Origin of the sequence: Methanocaldococcus vulcanius M7 (genome assembly GCF_000024625.1) — an archaeon.
Taxonomy (GTDB): Archaea; AGJL01; Methanococci; order Methanococcales; family Methanocaldococcaceae; genus Methanocaldococcus; species Methanocaldococcus vulcanius.
In genome coordinates, this window is record NC_013407.1 from 573,510 (window position 1) to 590,110 (window position 16,601).

A 16,601-nucleotide genomic window follows, 5' to 3' on the forward strand; every position below is an offset into this window, starting at 1 on the left:
CATCCTTTCTATTCTAACATCCCTTCTAACAAGTTCTTTAATCCATTAAAAAGTTAAAAAGTTTTAGGAGAATTATTTAAAGAAAAAAAGAAACATCATAACACTAAATATTTTAATAATTTTAAATAATACTTTAATTCATAATGCTGACCTCCTCTCCGAGCTGAAGTTCGGAGCTTCCTTAGCGACAACTAATGGTGAAGATTATGGCCTCATCTGAAAAACTGATAGAATACTTAAAGAGAGATGAGATTCTCTTTTTATGCCACCACAATGCAGATCCCGATGCAATTGGAAGCTGTGTGGCTTTGAAATATCTTGCCTCATATTTAAACCCCCAGGGAACATTTAAAATTTCCGCAGATTCGGTTAGCAAAATTTCAAGAAATATATTAAACGAGATTGGAGAACATATAGATGTAGAGATATATCCAAAATTACCGAAAACTGTTTTTATTGTTGATACTTCTTCAATTAATCAGCTTAAAGTTAACTTTGAAGAGTTAAAGAAAAGAGACGTTATAATAATAGACCACCATAAAAAAACAGATCTGGCAGAGGTTTCTAAATTTCATATAATTGAAGAGAACCGCCCCTCAACATCAGAAATTATTGCTGAAATATTTAAAGAACTTAGTATATTTCCTCCAAAATACGTAAGAATTGCCCTTCTATGTGGAATTGTATATGATACGAAACACTTAAAACTTGCCAATCAAAAAACCTTTGATATAATAAGTTATCTGATAAAAGGAATTAGTTTTCAAAAAATACTATATCTCCTCTCTCAAGAGAGCGATTCCAGCAAAAGAACAGCCCACTTAAAAGCATGTAGTAGAATGGAGATCAGAGAAGTTGATGGAATAAAAGTAGCATTATCATACGTGAGTTCTCACGAGGCCTCCTGTGCAAAAACGATTGTAAGTATTGGGGCGGATGTTTCTTTTGTTGTGGCAGTTAGGAAGAAAGAGAAGGAGATAAGAGTAAGTGCAAGATGTAGAAAGCACGTTTCAAAGTATGTCCACATGGGAGATCTTATGGAAGAATTGGGAAAAGAGCTTAAAGGAAGCGGAGGGGGACATAGTGAAGCAGGGGGTTTAAATGCTCCTTATGATAGATCTAAGAGTAAAGATGAGATTATAAAGGAAGTGCTGGATCTCTGTTATAGAAGATTTGTGGAGAAGTATAAAACAGCAAAAACAAGAGATAATAAGATGTATAATAAGATGTAATTATAATAGGGATGTAATAAAAATATTTGAAAATGAAAAAATCAAATATATAATTTAGAATCTAAAATGTGATGACATTATCACTTTCCTTTACAAAGGCAATTAAATCATGCATTGTAGCTAATTTAGCCCCTTCAATTAAATCCTCTTCTTTTAGTCCTCTTGCCTTACAACATGGTCCACAAACTTTAACAACAGCTCCTAAGTCGATTGCATTTTTCAACAACTCTAAATAGTTAGGAACATCGGAAGGATTTTGTTCAGTTTTCGCAACATAAACACCATTTTCAAGTAAAAAAATGTTTACATCAACACCTTCCAATAAGGCAGTTAACGCAAATCTTAACGCTGAATAAGCTCTCTCTTTTCCATAAGGTGCCTCTGTGATAATTACAGTAAACTTCATCCCCTCACCTGATTTTTCTTTTTTTATTTATTTTTTGATTTAATTTCTTTTTTATTTTGTTTATTTCCTTTATTTTTTAATTACAATTCTGAATCCATCTTCGGTTTCTTCTGCTAATACAACAGTGTATCCGTTATTCTCAACGAATCTTTTTATATTCTCCAAAGCAGGTTTGTAATCACCTATCACTTCTAACTCCTCTCCTTCTTCTAACTCTTCTAACGCTTTTTTTGTTTTTAAAACTGGAACTGGACAAACATCTCCTTTAACATCAAGGGTTTTCATAAATCTCACCTTTCATTGAACAGCAATTAGTTGATTACATTCAATTTAAATATTCACATATATGTTTTGAATTATGACGTATAAATTCTATTAAATCAAGTTTAGTCAATAATCAATAGTTTTAATAAAAATATTTCTTATAAAAAATTAATCTGAAAAAAAATTAATCGCATATAGGTTATTTAATTTTTTAATATGATAGTTTTATAAGAAGGTAAAAATAAAAGATAAAAATATTAGAATACCCCATCGATCTTTTCACCACACACCTTGCATCTTCCAGTAGCAATATCTAACTCTATAATTTGAGTGTCAAATATATCTCTCTTTATCAGCAAAGCCCCACAGTTTGGGCAGTAGGTATTTTCCCCATCATGCCCGGGAACATTACCTATGTAAACGTATTTTAACCCCTCCTCGATAGCTAAATTTCTCGCTATCTCTAAGGTTTTTATAGGGGTTGGGGGAACGTTGGTTAATTTATAATCGGGATGAAATCTTGAAAAGTGAAGAGGAGTTTCTTTTCCTAATTCATCTCTTACAAAATGTATAATAAATAATAAATCATCTAAGTTATCATTATAACCCGGAACTACCAAATTGGTTATTTCTACCCAAATTCCCAATTTTTTTGCCAACTTGCATGTTTCTAAGACAGGATCTAATGTGGCTTTGCATATCTTTTTATAGAATTCAGCATTTCCTTTAATGTCGATATTCATTCCATCTATAGGGAGAGCTTTTAATGGATCTTTTTCAATATATCCGTTAGTGATCATAACATTAAATAATCCTTCCTCTCTTGCTATACTTGCAGTATCGTACATAAATTCATAGTAAACCGTTGGTTCTGTGTAAGTGTATGCTAAACCAGGACATTCATATTTTAGGGTAAGATCTACGATCTCTTCGGGAGTGGTTTCTCTATGTGGGATCTTATCTGGTGGAAATTGTGATATACTCCAATTTTGACAGTGCAAGCATCTAAAATTACAGCCACCAATTGCTAATGATAAAACACGACTTGTTGGATAGAAATGAAATAGGGGCTTTTTTTCTATGGGGTCTATTGCCAATGAACAGACCTTTCCATATCCAACAGCATATAATACCTCATTTATATTCTCTTTATTCCAGCAGAACCCCCTTTCTCCATTTTTTATAATACAATGCCTTGGGCAGATATTACATCTAACCTTATTTTCATCGATAACTTCATAAAACATTGCTTCTCTCATAGTTCTCCCTCTTAAAAATATTAAAGTTAAAAGAGTTAATTTGCATTGATTATTAAACAATTTAGTTAAAATTTTTTAATTTTATTTAATTATTTAATTTTACAACTTTCCTCGAATTGCAAATACTTCTGTTATTTCCATCAATATTTTATTTTTGTAAATTATATTATATGTCCTTTTTGGTAATCTGTTATGGCTGGTTTTTAGGATTTTTTTTAGGTCGCTATTTATTTCAGCGATCCCAATCTTGATTATCTCTCTTCTTGTTTCTAAGTTGTGTTTTCTTATAATCTTTCCAATGGGAATATCGGCAGAGAGAAGGTCTTTTTTTATCTCCTCTCTAAGATTTTCCTCCTCGATATTTTTAAATGGTGTTTTTGAAATTGCATAAACAAGAGGGATCTCATTAACTTTAAGAACCACTTCTCTATAATTTGTATTGTTAAGAATTACTTGCTTTATCGTCTCAACTGAACAAGCATCTTCAAATAATATCTCTAAAATGTTTGTTATGCTTCCATCAGTTCCTAATAGTATTTTTTCTTCGTTTAAGAGAGGAAATATTCTGTTTAATTTGGCAATCTCCTTATATACGATCATGATTATCTACCTTAAATGTGGTGAGATAATGAATAATAGAATCAGCAGATTTTTAAAGTATATGGAAAATGAGGGTATAAAAAAGGTAGTAGTTTTAAAGAAGGAAAACATTAACTATTTTTTAGGTAAGTATTTTACAAGCTTTTCAGCCCTGGTTTTTGAAGATCAGGCATATCTTTATGTTGGAAATCTTGATAAGGATTATGCAGAAGAACTCTTCAACTTTTTAGAGGTTAGAGAATTTAAGAGTTGGAGGGATCTGTTTAACGGATGTGATGGTGTTGAAGAGTACCTTCCTATTACATATTTAAAATACCTTAAAAAAGATTATAAAATAATATCTAAGAAAATAAAAGAGATGAGAATGATAAAAGACAGTGAAGAAGTAAAAAATATTGAAAAAGCTGCCAAGATTAGCGATAAAGCGATAGAGTGGATTTATAAAAATTTAGACGAAGTAAGAAAAATGACAGAAATAGATGTTGTGGCAGAGATCGAGTATATTATGAAAAAACATGGATCAATAAAGCCAGCATTTGATTCAATAGTAATATCTGGAAGAAAAACATCGTTTCCTCATGCATTACCAACAAACGATCGTATAAATGATATTTTATTAGTGGATATAGGGGCAGTTTATAATGGCTACTGTTCTGATATAACAAGAACATTTTTACTTGAAAATAAAAATACTGAATATAAAAATAGAGATTCTAACCTGAATATTGAAAAAACATATGAATTAGTTTACGAAGCGAAAAGATATGCAGAAGAGCATTTAAAAGATGGAATTTCAGCGAGATCTCTTGATTGTATGGTTAGGGAGTTTTTTGGAGAATATAAAGATCTGTTTATACATTCGTTAGGACATGGAGTTGGTTTAGAAGTCCACGAGGAGCCGAGAATATCTTGTAGGGTTAGCGATAAGGAAGATGTAATTTTAAAAGAAGGGATGATAATAACAATAGAGCCGGGATTGTATTTAAAAGATCATTTTGGTGTTAGGATAGAAGATCTCTACTTGGTAAAAAAACAGGGATTTAAAAAATTGTCCTCTGCCAAAATTCCAAAGTATTAAATTGAATCTAAATAAAAAAACATTAAAAAATTTTTTCAGTTTTTATAAGTTTTTAGTAAATCAAACACGCTTAACGTTCCAACAACCTCATCTTTATCATTAACTACTGGATAAGCAACATCTTCGTTTTTTATCATCTCATTTATAAGATCATCAGTTATCTCATCCTCCTCTTTCAAAACTTTTACCTCATCAATCAATAGCATTAAATCCTCTATCTTTGAGTGCTTACAACCCATAAGCAGATCAAGAGCAGTTATCCAGCCAACTAATTTCCCATCCTCAATAACTGGGGCGTAGTTTTTATGTTCCTCATATAAAAGTTGAACAACCTCTCCACCAATATCGTTCGGAGAGACGTTTATAAAGTTCTTATTCATAACCTCTTTAATTTTCATAATTTCACCAAATTTTTCTTTTATCTATTTTATTTTATTTCATTTTATTTCTTAGTATTTCTTATTTTACTTGCTTTACTCTTTTATCTTCTTATATATTTATTGAATATCTATTTACTCATTAAATTAAATTAGCAAATATGATGTGAATATCGTTTTTTCTAAATTTTATTAAGACGATTTCCAAACCGTTAAAGTTATTTATTCGTTCCTATATTAATGATTATCGAAAAAAATGTGTTCAAAAAAATAATAAAATAACATAATAAAACATCATGGTGATAGGTATGAAAAACTGCATTGCCAATATCCCAGAAGTTAGAGAGATGGTTGAAAAGGCAAAGTTGAAAGGCATTGAGACACCACACACAAGATTTCCAAACCAATTCCCAAAGTGTCCTTATGGGTTAAAGGGTGTTTACTGTATATTATGTGCTAACGGACCCTGTAGAATAACAGAAAAAACTCCTTACGGTGTTTGTGGAGCAACAGCAGATGTTATTGTAGCAAGAAACCTCTGTAGAGCAGTTGCTGCTGGAACATCATGTTATGTTCACTGTGCTGAAAACGCTGCAAGAGCTTTATTATCAGCTGGAAAAGGAGAAGGAAGCTATGAAATAAGAAATGAGAAAAAATTAAAGTTTTTAGCGAAAAAACTTGGATTTGATGCAAATAAAGACGCTAAGCAGTTAGCTGTTGAAGTAGCAGAGTTTGTATTAGATGATATGTACAAACCAAGATGGGAGAAGAGTGAATTAGTCCCAAAACTCTGTCCAGAGAAGAGATTGGAGGTATTTAAAAAATTAGATATTCTTCCAGGAGGAGCTAAGGGAGAGATTGTCGATGCATTAACAAAAACCTCAACAAACTTAAACAGCAATCCAATGGATTTATTGGTTCACTGCCTTAGATTAGGATTACATGCTGGCTTTACAGGGCTTTTAATGACTTGTTGGCTAAATGACATCTTATTTGGATCACCAAAGATTACAGTAGTTGAGAATGGGTTTAGCTCAGTTAAGCCAAACAACGTAAATATTATGATAACAGGGCATCAACATGCATTAATTCAGCCATTATGTGAGGTAGCGATGGAAGAGGACTTAATAAAAATGGCAAAAGAGGCAGGAGCTGATGAGATTAAAATCATTGGAGCTACATGTAACGGTCAGGATATGGAGACAAGAATTGCTCACTTACCAGAGAGTTTCGTTGGTTATATAGCAAACAACTTCACAACAGAGCCATTAGTTGCAACTGGATTAATTGATGCCGTTGTCTCAGAATTTAACTGCACATTCCATGGATTGAAGTTTGTTGCTGAAAAGACAAAGACAAAATTAATCTGTATTGATGATGTGGCTTATGTTGAAGGAGCAGAGTTTATAGAGTGGAAACCAGAAGATGCAAAAGAAAAGGCAAGAGAGATTATTAAGAAAGCAATTGAGGCATTTAAAGAGAGAAAAGGAATGCAAAAAGATTACTACGATGAGAAAGTTAAATCAGTTGTTGGAGTTGGAGAAGAATCATTAGTTGAGTTCTTAGGAGGAAGTGTCAAGCCGTTAATTGAATTGATTGCAAGTGGTAAAATCAAAGGGGTTGTTGGAGTCGTTGGATGTTCAAACTTGGCAAGTGGAGGACATGATAACATAATTGTTACATTAACAAAAGAACTCATAAAAAGAGATATTTTGGTCTTAGCAGGAGGTTGTGTAAATAGCCCATTGAAACACGCTGGTCTCTTTGATCCTGCAAGTGCTGAGTTAGCTGGAGAGAACTTAAAAGAGGTTTGTAAGAGTTTAGGAATTCCACCTGTCTTAAACTTTGGAGCATGTTTAAGTATTGCGAGAATTGAGCAGGTTGCAGTTGCAATCGCTGAAGAGTTAGGAGTTGATATTCCTGATCTGCCTGTCGCTGCCTCAGCACCACAGTGGTTAGAAGAGCAGGCATTGGCAGATGCAACCTATGCAGTTGATATGGGCTTTACTGTCCATGTTTCACCAGTTCCATTCGTTACTGGCAGTGAGTTGGTGACAAAGGTTTTAACTGAGGCAGTTGAGGGCTTAACGGGAGGTAAATTAATTCCAGAACCAAATCCATACAAAGCAGCTGATTTATTGGAAAAAACAATTATGGAGAAGAGGAAAAAACTTGGAATCTAATTGAATCTTTTTTAAATCTTTAATCTTTAAACATTCTTTAAATTAACTTTAAATTAAAACATTTTAAAAGGTGGAATTATGAGAATTAGGGGATTTGAGACCTCAATGATGGGGAGAGATATTGATTTTATTCCCCCAGCAATGTCAAGGTTATGCTGTTTAAATGAAATCTCCCATGCATTGGCAGGAGTTATGGCTGTTGAGAAAGCTCACAATATAACAGTTCCAAATGAGGGGCAGTATTTGAGAGAGATTGCACGATTGGGAGAGATTGTTGAGGTAGATGCAATTAAGTTGAGAGAATTTAAAAATACAGATGAGTTGGCAGATATTGGAAGCAAAATAAAATCAGTTTTGGGAAAGAAGGCAAAATATTTGACTGTTGGAGGGGTTTTAGAAAATATAAGCGACAAAAGAAAAGAAAAATTAATTAATTTAGCAAAAGAGGGATTAAACTTAGTTGATAAGGACTTTGTTAAATTGGTTGATGAGAGAAAGGCAAAGATTCCATTGCCAGATGTTGAGTTAATTGAGGCATATAACTTTGATGTTAATAAGGTAGAGATAAACGGCTTGCCAAAAACATCTTTTTATGATGGAAAGGTAGTTTATAGTGGGTCTTTGGCAAGAATGTATAAGGAGGGCTTAATAAATTCAAAAAACTTGTGGGATGTGTTATCTGCAAGAATGATTGAGATTGAAGTTTGCCTAAATAAGATTATAGAACTTTTAAACAAGTTAAAATTAACACAGCCATATATGGAGCCAATTATAAAGGATGGAAAGGCAGTTGGAGAGGTAGTTATAGAAGGAGGGGAAGGAATTGTTTATCACAAAGTTGAATTACTCGGAAGGGAGATTTTGGACTATACAATATTAACAAGTGAGAACTTTAACAAAGCAGTTTTGGATAATACAAATGAAGAAGAAGCAAAAAGAATCATCCAACTTTGTGAAAGATGCTACTATCTATAATCTAATTAATAACTATGAAAATGTATGGGGCTGAAAGCCCTTTAACTTAATGGACACGTTTTGATCAAGCTTTTACTAAAAAGGTTGAAGGTGATTTCTATGACCGGATGCGGTTCTTGTGGCAAGATTATCAAAAACATTGAAAAGAAGTATTATGACAAATTAAAAGAAAAGGGCATTGCACTGGTTGGAGGGGCTGTAAATTTAGATGATGAAAAAGAAGTAGAAAAAATAATGGAAATTAGAGAAAACTCAAAAATATTGATAGCAGTGGGTAGCTGTGCTGTAAGTGGTGGTTTCCAAAGAATGCTTATTGGTTTAGAAAACGGCTTTCCACAGAGATTCGTTAGGATTGGAGATGTTGTTAAGGTAGATTATGCAATAATCGGCTGTCCTCCTGATGAGAAGGAAGTTGAGAGAGTAGTTAAGGCAGTTATTGAAAAAGACAAAAACGTTGTTGATTCATACTTAATATTGAAACCTTATGAAGTTATTGCTGGAAAGCCAATTATTGAGGCATATATGAAAGTTAATGATGTTTTACTAACTTCAAATAAAGAACTCTGTTTAGGATGTGATGATAAACCAATAAATGATGAGTTCTGCACTGGTTGTGGGACTTGTGTAGCTAAATGTCCAGCAAACGCTCTAACAATAGATGAAAAACCAAAAGTCAATATAAGTAAGTGTATCAAATGCGGAACTTGTTTCTTCAACTGTATAAGAGTAAGAGAGGCATCATTACCATAAATTTAAAATTTTAAGAGGCATTGCCGAGCGAAGCGAGGCAATGCATCCCGGGTATACCAATAGGGCGGAGCCCTATGGTTATTAAAAGTTTCGAGGTGAGATGTATGAAATACCTTTCAGCAAAATCAAAATTAAACATCGAATCCCAAGATGGAGGATTTACCACGACATTTTTGGGCTACTGCTTGGAGAGAGAAATATTAGATGCAGTTGTGGTTGTTAAAAGTAAAAATTGGAAACCAATTGCTTATTTAGCAACAAACACAGTTGAGTTGTTAGAATCTCCAAAGAGTAAATACTCTATCTCTCCAAATAACAAGTTGTTAGAGTATGCAACAGAAAACTACGATAAAGTTGGTTTAGTTGGCTTGCCTTGCCATATATTGGGAGGATTGCAGTTTGATTTGACTTTAAAGGTTGGTTTATTCTGCACTAAAAACTTCTACTATGATACAATAAAGAGCATTATAAAAGAGAGATTTGGAGTAAATATTGATGAAGTGTATAAAATGAACATTACAAAAGGTAAGTTTGTTGTTGAAACATTAAAAAGAGAAGGATTTGCAAAAACTGAAAAAGTTGTTTATGAAATTCCAATAAAGGAGATTGAAAAACTCTGCAACTTAGGATGTAGGGTCTGCACTGACTTTTCAGCTAAATATGCCGATGTATCAGTTGGAAGTGTTGGAAGTGAAGACGGCTGGAATACAGTAATTGTAAGAAACAAGATGGCTGAAGAGATAATAAATGATATGGTTGATAAGGGGCTGATTGAGATTAAGGAAGAGGTAGATATTAAAGCAGTTGAAAAATTGGAGGACATTAAAAAGAAAAATGAAGAGATTAACAAATGCTCTGCATACTTTGCTGTATGCCCAGCCCTCTTTTAAAATATTTAAAATATGATGCTTTTTATCTGTTAGATCTTTGTTATTTTATTTTTCTATTTTTTTGAGATATAATTTTAAAGAATATAATTAATGTAATTTTAAGTTGTTTCAATAAATTAATAAAATTAATCAATAAAAAATAAAAAATTATGAAATTTCTTTTTTGTAAGTTTTTTATAAGATTGATGGTGATAAATATGCTGATTAAAAAGATTGAGGAATTGAAAAACTCTGAAATCAAAGATGTTATTGATAAGAGAATACAAGAATTCAAGTCATTTAAAAATAAATCTAATGAAGAGTGGTTTAAGGAGTTGTGTTTTTGCATTTTGACAGCTAATTTTACAGCTGAGGGGGGAATAAGGATTCAGAGAGAAATAGGAGATGGATTTTTGACACTATCAAAAGAGGAGTTAGAAGAAAAATTAAAAAAATTAGGGCATAGATTTTACAGAAAGAGAGCTGAATTTATAGTTTTAGCAAGAAGATTTAAAAATATTAAAGATATTGTTAAGAGTTTTGAAGATGAGAAAGTAGCGAGGGAGTTTTTGGTAAGAAACATAAAAGGGATTGGATATAAGGAGGCAAGCCACTTTTTAAGAAATGTTGGTTATGACGATGTTGCTATAATTGATAGGCATATTTTGAGAGAACTTTACGAAAACAACTACATTGATGAGATTCCAAAGACGTTGAGCAGGAAAAAATATTTAGAAATAGAAAATATATTGAGAGATATTGGAGAGAAAGTGGATTTAAAGCTCTCTGAATTGGATTTATATATTTGGTATTTAAGGACAGGGAAGGTTTTAAAATAAATACAATAAGTTTATTTCATTTGCTCTAAAATAATTGCTGGACAAATCTTTTTTATTCCTTCAATTTTGCCGATTTTATTAAATATTAAGTCAGAGAACTCTTTTCCATCCTTAGCCCAGATTTCAGTCATGATCATGTGGTCTCCTGTTGAGGTAAATACTTTTTTAACTTCCTCAAATTTGCAGAGTTCCTTAGCGACATTTAAGAATTTATCCGGCTCTGTGTCAAATCCAGTCAAGGCAACGACATTATATCCAATCTTTGAAGGATCAATTATTGCAGTATAGCCCTTAATAACTCCTTCCTCTTCTAATTTTTTTACTCTCTTTCTTATAGAACTCTCACTTGTGCCCAATTCTCTTGCAATATCTGTGTATGATCTTCTTCCATCTTTCATAAGAATTTCGATAATTTTTAAGTCCTTTTCATCCATATTTTCACCGAATTTCGTATAATTAATAATATAAAACATAACCAAAAAATATGCGAGTTAGTATTTATTTCGTTAAAATATATAAAAATTTTGGGGGAAGAGAATGGCGGTTGAGATAATCGTTGATAGAAACAAGTGTATCGGATGCGGAAGATGCTATGATGTCTGTCCAAAAGCTCCACTTATATGGAAAAAAGATGAAGATGGAAAATATTATGCTTATGATGTTGAATACTGCCACAACTGTAAATTTTGTGCCGGTAGATGCCCGACAAAAGCAATTTTAATTAAAGTAGTTAAACCAAAAAAAAGAAAAGAAGAAAAAAGGATGAAATAAGAAATGAATAAAATATAAAATAAAAAAGAATAAAAAAGTAAATATTATTAATTATTCTTTTATCTCAGCAAGAACATTATCTAATGCATCAATTAAAGCATCTATATGCTCTTTCTCCACAATAAGCGGAGGTAAAAATCTCAAAACTGTGTCAGAAGTGCAGTTGATTAAAAATCCTTTTTCAAGCATTTTTTTAACTATATCTGCCCCATTAAATTCAAGTTCTGCCCCAATCATTAATCCTAAGCCCCTAACATCTTTTATGAAGTTGTATCTCTCCACAAGGTTTTCGAGTTTTCGAATAAAGTATTTTCCTTTCTCTATAACTCTGTTATCTTTAATTAACTCCTCTATAACCTCAACTGATGCCAATGCAGCAGAACAAGCCAATGGATTTCCTCCAAAGGTTGTTCCATGATCTCCATAACTTAATGCCTTTGCTATCTCTTCTTTTAAAAGCACTGCTCCTATTGGAACTCCTCCTCCAAGGGCTTTTGCCAATGTTAAAATATCTGGTTCAACACCATAATGCTCAAAAGCAAACATCCTTCCAGTTCTTCCCATTCCACACTGCACTTCATCAAAGATTAAGATGATATTTTTATCATCACACAGATCTCTAACTGCCTTTAAATAATCTCTATCTGCTATATGAATACCCCCCTCTCCTTGAACTGGCTCAATCATTATAGCAGAGGTTTTGTTTGTTATTGCTTCTTTCAATGCCTCTATATCGTTGAATGGAACATATTTAAATCCTTCTGGTAAAGGATAAAAGCCCTCTTGATACTTTGGTTTTGGTGTAGCGGCTAATGTTGTTAAAGTTCTTCCGTGAAATGCGTTATACATACTGATTATCTCTCCTCCATCTCTTCCCAAAACCTTTGATACATACTTCCTTGCAAACTTTATAGCTCCTTCATTTGCCTCAGCTCCACTGTTGCAGAAAAACGCCTTATCTAAACCACTCAACTCAACCAACTTTTTAGCAAGTTTTATTTGAGGAATTGTGTAATAGATGTTTGATGTATGAATTAACGTCTCTGCCTGCTTTTTTATCGCTTCAACAACCTTAGGATGGCAATGCCCTACATTATTTACTCCAATGCCAGCCAAGAAATCAAGATATTTCTTTCCATCAATATCATAGACCTCCATTCCTTTACCTTCAACTAAAACAACTGGCAACCTTCCATAAATTTGGAGATGGTATTTTTTCTCTAAGTCAATCCAATTTTCGCTCATTTAATCACCAATTTTTATTTAATGTTAAATAATTTCAATCTCATTTTAGTTTTTAATTTAGTTTCAAGGTAATGATGTATATCCAAATTTTATACAATTTTTATTGTTTTGTTATGGTTTGTTAGTGTTTTGTTCTATACTTGCATTATCATTCGTTCTTATTCCTTCTTAATAAACTTTTAATTTTTAGATTAATAGTTTTTTTACTTAATTTACATTTGAAATATTAATGAAATATCATAGGGCTATTATCTTATAGTCCTTTGATTACCTAATCAAAAACATTTTTATTTAATATGCGGTTTATTATACTTTGCTGTTGATGATCATAAATAAGAATATAAAAAATAAAAATTTATAAAATCTTTTGGTGATACCATGCATAAGATATGTGTTATTGAAGGAGATGGAATAGGAAAAGAAGTAGTTCCAGCAACAATACAGGTTTTAGAGGCAACTGGCTTGCCGTTTGAGTTTGTCTATGCTGAGGCAGGAGATGAAGTTTATAAAAAAACTGGTAAGGCATTGCCAGAAGAAACGATAGAAACTGCCTTAGATTGTGAGGCAGTGTTATTTGGAGCTGCAGGAGAGACAGCTGCTGATGTAATCGTTAAATTGAGGCAGATATTAGATACCTACGCCAATGTTAGACCAGTTAAAGCATACAAAGGAGTCAAATGCCTAAGACCTGATATTGATTACGTTATAGTTAGGGAAAATACAGAAGGGCTTTATAAAGGAATAGAGGCAGAGATTGATGAAGGAATTACAATAGCTACAAGAGTTATAACAGAAAAAGCATGCGAGAGGATATTTAGATTTGCTTTTAATTTGGCAGAGGAGAGAAAGAAGATGGGCAAAGAAGGGAAGGTTACATGTGCCCACAAAGCAAATGTCTTAAAATTAACTGATGGATTATTTAAAAAGATATTTTATAAAGTTGCTGAGGAATACAACGATATAAAGGCAGAAGATTATTACATAGATGCAATGAACATGTATATTATAACAAAACCGCAAGTATTTGATGTTGTAGTTACTTCTAACTTATTTGGAGATATTCTTTCAGATGGGGCTGCGGGAACTGTTGGTGGTTTAGGTTTAGCTCCTTCAGCAAATATAGGAGATGAGCATGGATTGTTTGAGCCAGTTCATGGTTCAGCTCCAGATATTGCTGGAAAAAAGATAGCTAATCCAACAGCTACAATATTAAGCGCTGTTTTAATGCTTAGATATTTAGGGGAGTATGAATCAGCAGATAAAGTTGAAAATGCCTTGGAAGAAGTTTTATCATTAGGTTTAACAACACCTGACTTAGGAGGTAATTTAAATACCTTTGAAATGGCTGAGGAAGTTGCTAAGAGAGTAAGAGGAGAATAAATTAAACTATTTTTCTTTAGAAAACTTTTCTATTCTTTTATTTTAAAAATTTAAAATAAAATTAGGTTTTTATTTATTAGGAGGTGATTTTATGAGATTGGCTATCATTGATTATGATAGATGCCAGCCAAAGAAATGCTCTATGGAATGCATGAAATACTGCCCCGGAGTTAGAATGGGAGAAAAGACAATAGAGATTGATGAAAACACAGGAAAGCCAGTAATATCAGAGGTTTTATGTTCTGGTTGTGGAATATGTGTTAAGAGATGTCCATTTAAGGCAATATCAATTATTGGATTGCCTGAAGAGTTGAGTGAGGATAAGATAGTTCATTCCTATGGGCAGAATAGATTTAAGCTATTTGGTTTGGTTATTCCAAGAGAGGGCGTTGTTGGAGTTATAGGGCAGAATGGGATTGGTAAATCCACTGTTTTAAGAATTTTAGCTGGGGAATTAATTCCTAATTTAGGTAAGCATGATAAAGAGCCAAATTATGATGATGTCATAAAATACTTTAGAGGGACTGAATTGCAGGATTACTTTGAAAAATTAAAAAATAAAGGAGTAAAAGCCATCCATAAAGTTCAGTATGTTGATATATTACCAAAGGTTGTTAAGGGAAAGGTTGGAGATCTATTAAAGAAAGTTGATGAAAAGGGCAAGTTTGATGAGGTTGTTGAAAAATTGGAGTTAAAAAATATTTTAGATAGAGAGTTAAGCCAGTTATCGGGTGGAGAGTTGCAGAGAGTTGCTATTGCCGCGGCATATTTGAGGAATGGAGATATTTATTTCTTTGATGAGCCATCTTCATGGTTAGATATTAGGCAGAGATTTAATGCTGCGAGATTAATTAGGGATTTGAATAAAGTTGTTGTAGTTGAACATGATTTAATTGTTTTGGATTACCTATCTGATTATATTCACATTATGTATGGAGTTCCTTCTGCCTACGGTATTGTTTCAATGCCTAAGAGTGTTAGAGTGGGAATTAATGAATATCTTTACGGAGAGTTGAGAGAAGAAAATATAAAATTTAGAAAAGAGCCCATTATATTTGAGAAGAGGGCGGTAATTGACTTTAAAAACAGACCAATTTTGTTGAGCTATTTACAGATGAAAAAGACACTTGGGGACTTTAAATTAGAGGTTAGTGGAGGAACCATTTACAAAGGAGAAGTTATTGGTATTTTAGGGCCTAACGGTATTGGAAAAACAACATTTGTTAAGTTATTGGCAGGAGTAATTAAACCAGATGAAGGAGAAGTTATTAAGGAAGGAGATATAAAGGTCTCATATAAGCCACAGTATATTTCTCCAGATTATGATGGAACTGTTGAGGATTTATTGAGTTCAATAACCAATATTCACACTTCCTACTACAAATCAGAAATAATTAATCCTTTACAGTTAGAAAGAATTTTAGATATGAATGTTAAAGATCTCTCCGGAGGAGAGTTGCAGAGAGTAGCTATCGCTGCATGTTTGAGTAGGGATGCAGATATTTATTTGCTGGATGAGCCATCAGCATTCTTAGATGTTGAGCAGAGATTAATGGTTTCAAAAGTTATAAGAAGAATAGCAGATGAAAAAGAGGCAGGGATGTTTGTTGTTGATCATGATATTTTATTCCAGGACTATATCTCAGATAGATTTATTGTGTTCAGCGGAGAGCCCGGAAAGTTTGGTATAGGAAGTAGTCCGATGAATAAAAGAGAAGGAGCCAATAAATTCTTAAAAGAAATGCAAATTACATTTAGAAGAGATCCAGAAACAGGAAGACCAAGAGCCAATAAAGAAGGAAGCCAAAGAGATATTATGCAGAAGGAGAAAGGAGAATATTATTACGTTGATGAATAACCATAGAGGGGGCTACGCCCCCTCTCCCCCAAATAAGAAAATGAAGTTGCCAAAGGAACTGTTCGGAATGGGATAGAGTCCTATGGGTACGAAGGAGAAAGGAGAATACTATTATGTTGATGAATAACTAAGAGGCATCATCGAGCGAAGCGAGATGATGCATCCGGGTATCCTAATAGGGCGGAGCCCTATGGTTGTGGATACTTCCCCATTATGTTGATGAATGACTATCTATTTTTTATTTATCTTGTTGTTTGTTTCTGTTTTTTTGATTTTTAGGTTTTTAGTTGAGGTTTCTGTTTTTTATTTGTTTTTAGTTGGTTTCGAATGGGTGGTTTGTTTTATTATTTTGTATATTTAGATGTGTTTGATTATGGAGTTTTTTTAGAGTTTTTAATTGTTTGTAGTTGTTTTTAGAAATCCATGGTTGATTAATTATATTTTATGTTTTTATGTTTTATTTATTGTTATTTTTTAAATAGAAGTTTGAATTGTTTTGTTAAAAGGTTTATAAA

Annotated in this window: 17 protein-coding genes; 10 read left to right on the plus strand and 7 right to left on the minus strand. The window is 32.7% G+C overall.

The window, feature by feature from the left end; genetic code table 11:
* Positions 1-206 precede the first annotated feature (206 nt).
* The gene (locus tag METVU_RS03030; RefSeq protein WP_048196753.1) at positions 207-1,232 is read left to right on the plus strand and encodes a DHH family phosphoesterase; all 1,026 of its coding nucleotides are present in this window, start codon (positions 207-209) and stop codon (positions 1,230-1,232) included.
* 61 nt (positions 1,233-1,293) lie between these two features.
* Here METVU_RS03030 and METVU_RS03035 read toward each other — a convergent pair whose 3' ends face one another.
* From METVU_RS03035 to METVU_RS03050, 4 genes are all read right to left on the minus strand, one after another.
* Positions 1,294-1,638 carry a DsrE/DsrF/TusD sulfur relay family protein gene (locus tag METVU_RS03035; RefSeq protein WP_015732702.1) on the minus strand — a complete coding sequence of 115 codons (345 nt, stop codon included), beginning with the start codon at positions 1,636-1,638 and terminating at the stop codon, positions 1,294-1,296.
* 69 nt (positions 1,639-1,707) lie between these two features.
* The gene (locus METVU_RS03040) at positions 1,708-1,923 is read right to left on the minus strand and encodes a sulfurtransferase TusA family protein (RefSeq protein ID WP_015732703.1); all 216 of its coding nucleotides are present in this window, start codon (positions 1,921-1,923) and stop codon (positions 1,708-1,710) included.
* Between the two features lie 236 nt (positions 1,924-2,159).
* Entirely contained in the window at positions 2,160-3,161 is a 1,002-nt protein-coding gene (gene amrS, locus METVU_RS03045) for an AmmeMemoRadiSam system radical SAM enzyme (RefSeq protein ID WP_015732704.1), read from the minus strand.
* A gap of 99 nt (positions 3,162-3,260) precedes the next feature.
* Positions 3,261-3,761, minus strand: coding sequence for a chorismate pyruvate-lyase family protein (locus METVU_RS03050; protein WP_015732705.1), 501 nt, complete (start codon positions 3,759-3,761; stop codon positions 3,261-3,263).
* Between the two features lie 28 nt (positions 3,762-3,789).
* On the opposite strand from METVU_RS03050, the gene METVU_RS03055 reads away from it, so the two are divergent.
* Positions 3,790-4,839, plus strand: coding sequence for a M24 family metallopeptidase (locus METVU_RS03055; protein ID WP_015732706.1), 1,050 nt, complete (start codon positions 3,790-3,792; stop codon positions 4,837-4,839).
* Positions 4,840-4,874: 35 nt separating this feature from the next.
* On the opposite strand, the gene METVU_RS03060 is transcribed toward METVU_RS03055, so the two are convergent.
* Positions 4,875-5,237 carry a CBS domain-containing protein gene (locus METVU_RS03060; protein ID WP_015732707.1) on the minus strand — a complete coding sequence of 121 codons (363 nt, stop codon included), beginning with the start codon at positions 5,235-5,237 and terminating at the stop codon, positions 4,875-4,877.
* A gap of 287 nt (positions 5,238-5,524) precedes the next feature.
* Here METVU_RS03060 and cooS point away from each other — a divergent pair, with 287 nt between their 5' ends.
* The 5 genes from cooS (at position 5,525) to METVU_RS03085 (ending at position 10,832) form a co-directional block, all read left to right on the plus strand.
* Complete coding sequence (gene cooS, locus METVU_RS03065; protein ID WP_048196754.1) at positions 5,525-7,399, plus strand: anaerobic carbon-monoxide dehydrogenase catalytic subunit; 1,875 nt, start codon at positions 5,525-5,527, stop codon at positions 7,397-7,399.
* A gap of 78 nt (positions 7,400-7,477) precedes the next feature.
* Entirely contained in the window at positions 7,478-8,374 is an 897-nt protein-coding gene (locus METVU_RS03070; RefSeq protein WP_015732709.1) for a nickel-dependent hydrogenase large subunit, read from the plus strand.
* A 99-nt stretch (positions 8,375-8,473) separates the two neighbouring features.
* Complete coding sequence (locus tag METVU_RS03075) at positions 8,474-9,124, plus strand: NADH-quinone oxidoreductase subunit B family protein (RefSeq protein WP_015732710.1); 651 nt, start codon at positions 8,474-8,476, stop codon at positions 9,122-9,124.
* A 104-nt stretch (positions 9,125-9,228) separates the two neighbouring features.
* On the plus strand, positions 9,229-10,014 hold the full coding sequence (locus METVU_RS03080) for a Coenzyme F420 hydrogenase/dehydrogenase, beta subunit C-terminal domain (RefSeq protein ID WP_048196755.1): 786 nt from the start codon (positions 9,229-9,231) through the stop codon (positions 10,012-10,014).
* 197 nt (positions 10,015-10,211) lie between these two features.
* Positions 10,212-10,832: an N-glycosylase/DNA lyase gene (locus tag METVU_RS03085; protein WP_048196757.1), complete on the plus strand. Its 621-nt coding sequence runs from the start codon at positions 10,212-10,214 to the stop codon at positions 10,830-10,832.
* A gap of 11 nt (positions 10,833-10,843) precedes the next feature.
* On the opposite strand, the gene ptr2 is transcribed toward METVU_RS03085, so the two are convergent.
* Complete coding sequence (gene ptr2, locus METVU_RS03090; protein WP_015732713.1) at positions 10,844-11,266, minus strand: HTH-type transcriptional regulator Ptr2; 423 nt, start codon at positions 11,264-11,266, stop codon at positions 10,844-10,846.
* Between the two features lie 103 nt (positions 11,267-11,369).
* Here ptr2 and METVU_RS03095 point away from each other — a divergent pair, with 103 nt between their 5' ends.
* Positions 11,370-11,603 carry a 4Fe-4S dicluster domain-containing protein gene (locus tag METVU_RS03095; protein WP_015732714.1) on the plus strand — a complete coding sequence of 78 codons (234 nt, stop codon included), beginning with the start codon at positions 11,370-11,372 and terminating at the stop codon, positions 11,601-11,603.
* A 51-nt stretch (positions 11,604-11,654) separates the two neighbouring features.
* Here METVU_RS03095 and METVU_RS03100 read toward each other — a convergent pair whose 3' ends face one another.
* Positions 11,655-12,848 carry an aspartate aminotransferase family protein gene (locus METVU_RS03100; RefSeq protein WP_015732715.1) on the minus strand — a complete coding sequence of 398 codons (1,194 nt, stop codon included), beginning with the start codon at positions 12,846-12,848 and terminating at the stop codon, positions 11,655-11,657.
* Between the two features lie 378 nt (positions 12,849-13,226).
* Here METVU_RS03100 and leuB point away from each other — a divergent pair, with 378 nt between their 5' ends.
* Positions 13,227-14,228 carry a bifunctional 3-isopropylmalate/3-methylmalate dehydrogenase gene (gene leuB, locus METVU_RS03105; protein WP_015732716.1) on the plus strand — a complete coding sequence of 334 codons (1,002 nt, stop codon included), beginning with the start codon at positions 13,227-13,229 and terminating at the stop codon, positions 14,226-14,228.
* 91 nt (positions 14,229-14,319) lie between these two features.
* A complete protein-coding gene (locus METVU_RS03110) occupies positions 14,320-16,086 on the plus strand; it encodes a ribosome biogenesis/translation initiation ATPase RLI (RefSeq protein WP_015732717.1) in 1,767 nt (588 codons plus the stop codon).
* Positions 16,087-16,601: the final 515 nt, after the last annotated feature.

Bases quoted from the DNA above. Each gene is read 5' to 3' on its own strand.
- METVU_RS03085 (WP_048196757.1), top strand. From the start codon at position 10,212: ATGCTGATTAAAAAGATTGAGGAATTGAAAAACTCTGAAATCAAAGAT.
- METVU_RS03075 (WP_015732710.1), top strand. From the start codon at position 8,474: ATGACCGGATGCGGTTCTTGTGGCAAGATTATCAAAAACATTGAAAAG.
- METVU_RS03030 (WP_048196753.1), top strand. From the start codon at position 207: ATGGCCTCATCTGAAAAACTGATAGAATACTTAAAGAGAGATGAGATT.
- METVU_RS03040 (WP_015732703.1), bottom strand. From the start codon at position 1,923: ATGAAAACCCTTGATGTTAAAGGAGATGTTTGTCCAGTTCCAGTTTTA.
- METVU_RS03095 (WP_015732714.1), top strand. From the start codon at position 11,370: ATGGCGGTTGAGATAATCGTTGATAGAAACAAGTGTATCGGATGCGGA.
- leuB (WP_015732716.1), top strand. From the start codon at position 13,227: ATGCATAAGATATGTGTTATTGAAGGAGATGGAATAGGAAAAGAAGTA.
- METVU_RS03070 (WP_015732709.1), top strand. From the start codon at position 7,478: ATGAGAATTAGGGGATTTGAGACCTCAATGATGGGGAGAGATATTGAT.
- amrS (WP_015732704.1), bottom strand. From the start codon at position 3,161: ATGAGAGAAGCAATGTTTTATGAAGTTATCGATGAAAATAAGGTTAGA.
- cooS (WP_048196754.1), top strand. From the start codon at position 5,525: ATGAAAAACTGCATTGCCAATATCCCAGAAGTTAGAGAGATGGTTGAA.
- ptr2 (WP_015732713.1), bottom strand. From the start codon at position 11,266: ATGGATGAAAAGGACTTAAAAATTATCGAAATTCTTATGAAAGATGGA.
- METVU_RS03110 (WP_015732717.1), top strand. From the start codon at position 14,320: ATGAGATTGGCTATCATTGATTATGATAGATGCCAGCCAAAGAAATGC.
- METVU_RS03060 (WP_015732707.1), bottom strand. From the start codon at position 5,237: ATGAAAATTAAAGAGGTTATGAATAAGAACTTTATAAACGTCTCTCCG.
- METVU_RS03050 (WP_015732705.1), bottom strand. From the start codon at position 3,761: ATGATCGTATATAAGGAGATTGCCAAATTAAACAGAATATTTCCTCTC.
- METVU_RS03055 (WP_015732706.1), top strand. From the start codon at position 3,790: ATGAATAATAGAATCAGCAGATTTTTAAAGTATATGGAAAATGAGGGT.
- METVU_RS03035 (WP_015732702.1), bottom strand. From the start codon at position 1,638: ATGAAGTTTACTGTAATTATCACAGAGGCACCTTATGGAAAAGAGAGA.
- METVU_RS03080 (WP_048196755.1), top strand. From the start codon at position 9,229: ATGAAATACCTTTCAGCAAAATCAAAATTAAACATCGAATCCCAAGAT.
- METVU_RS03100 (WP_015732715.1), bottom strand. From the start codon at position 12,848: ATGAGCGAAAATTGGATTGACTTAGAGAAAAAATACCATCTCCAAATT.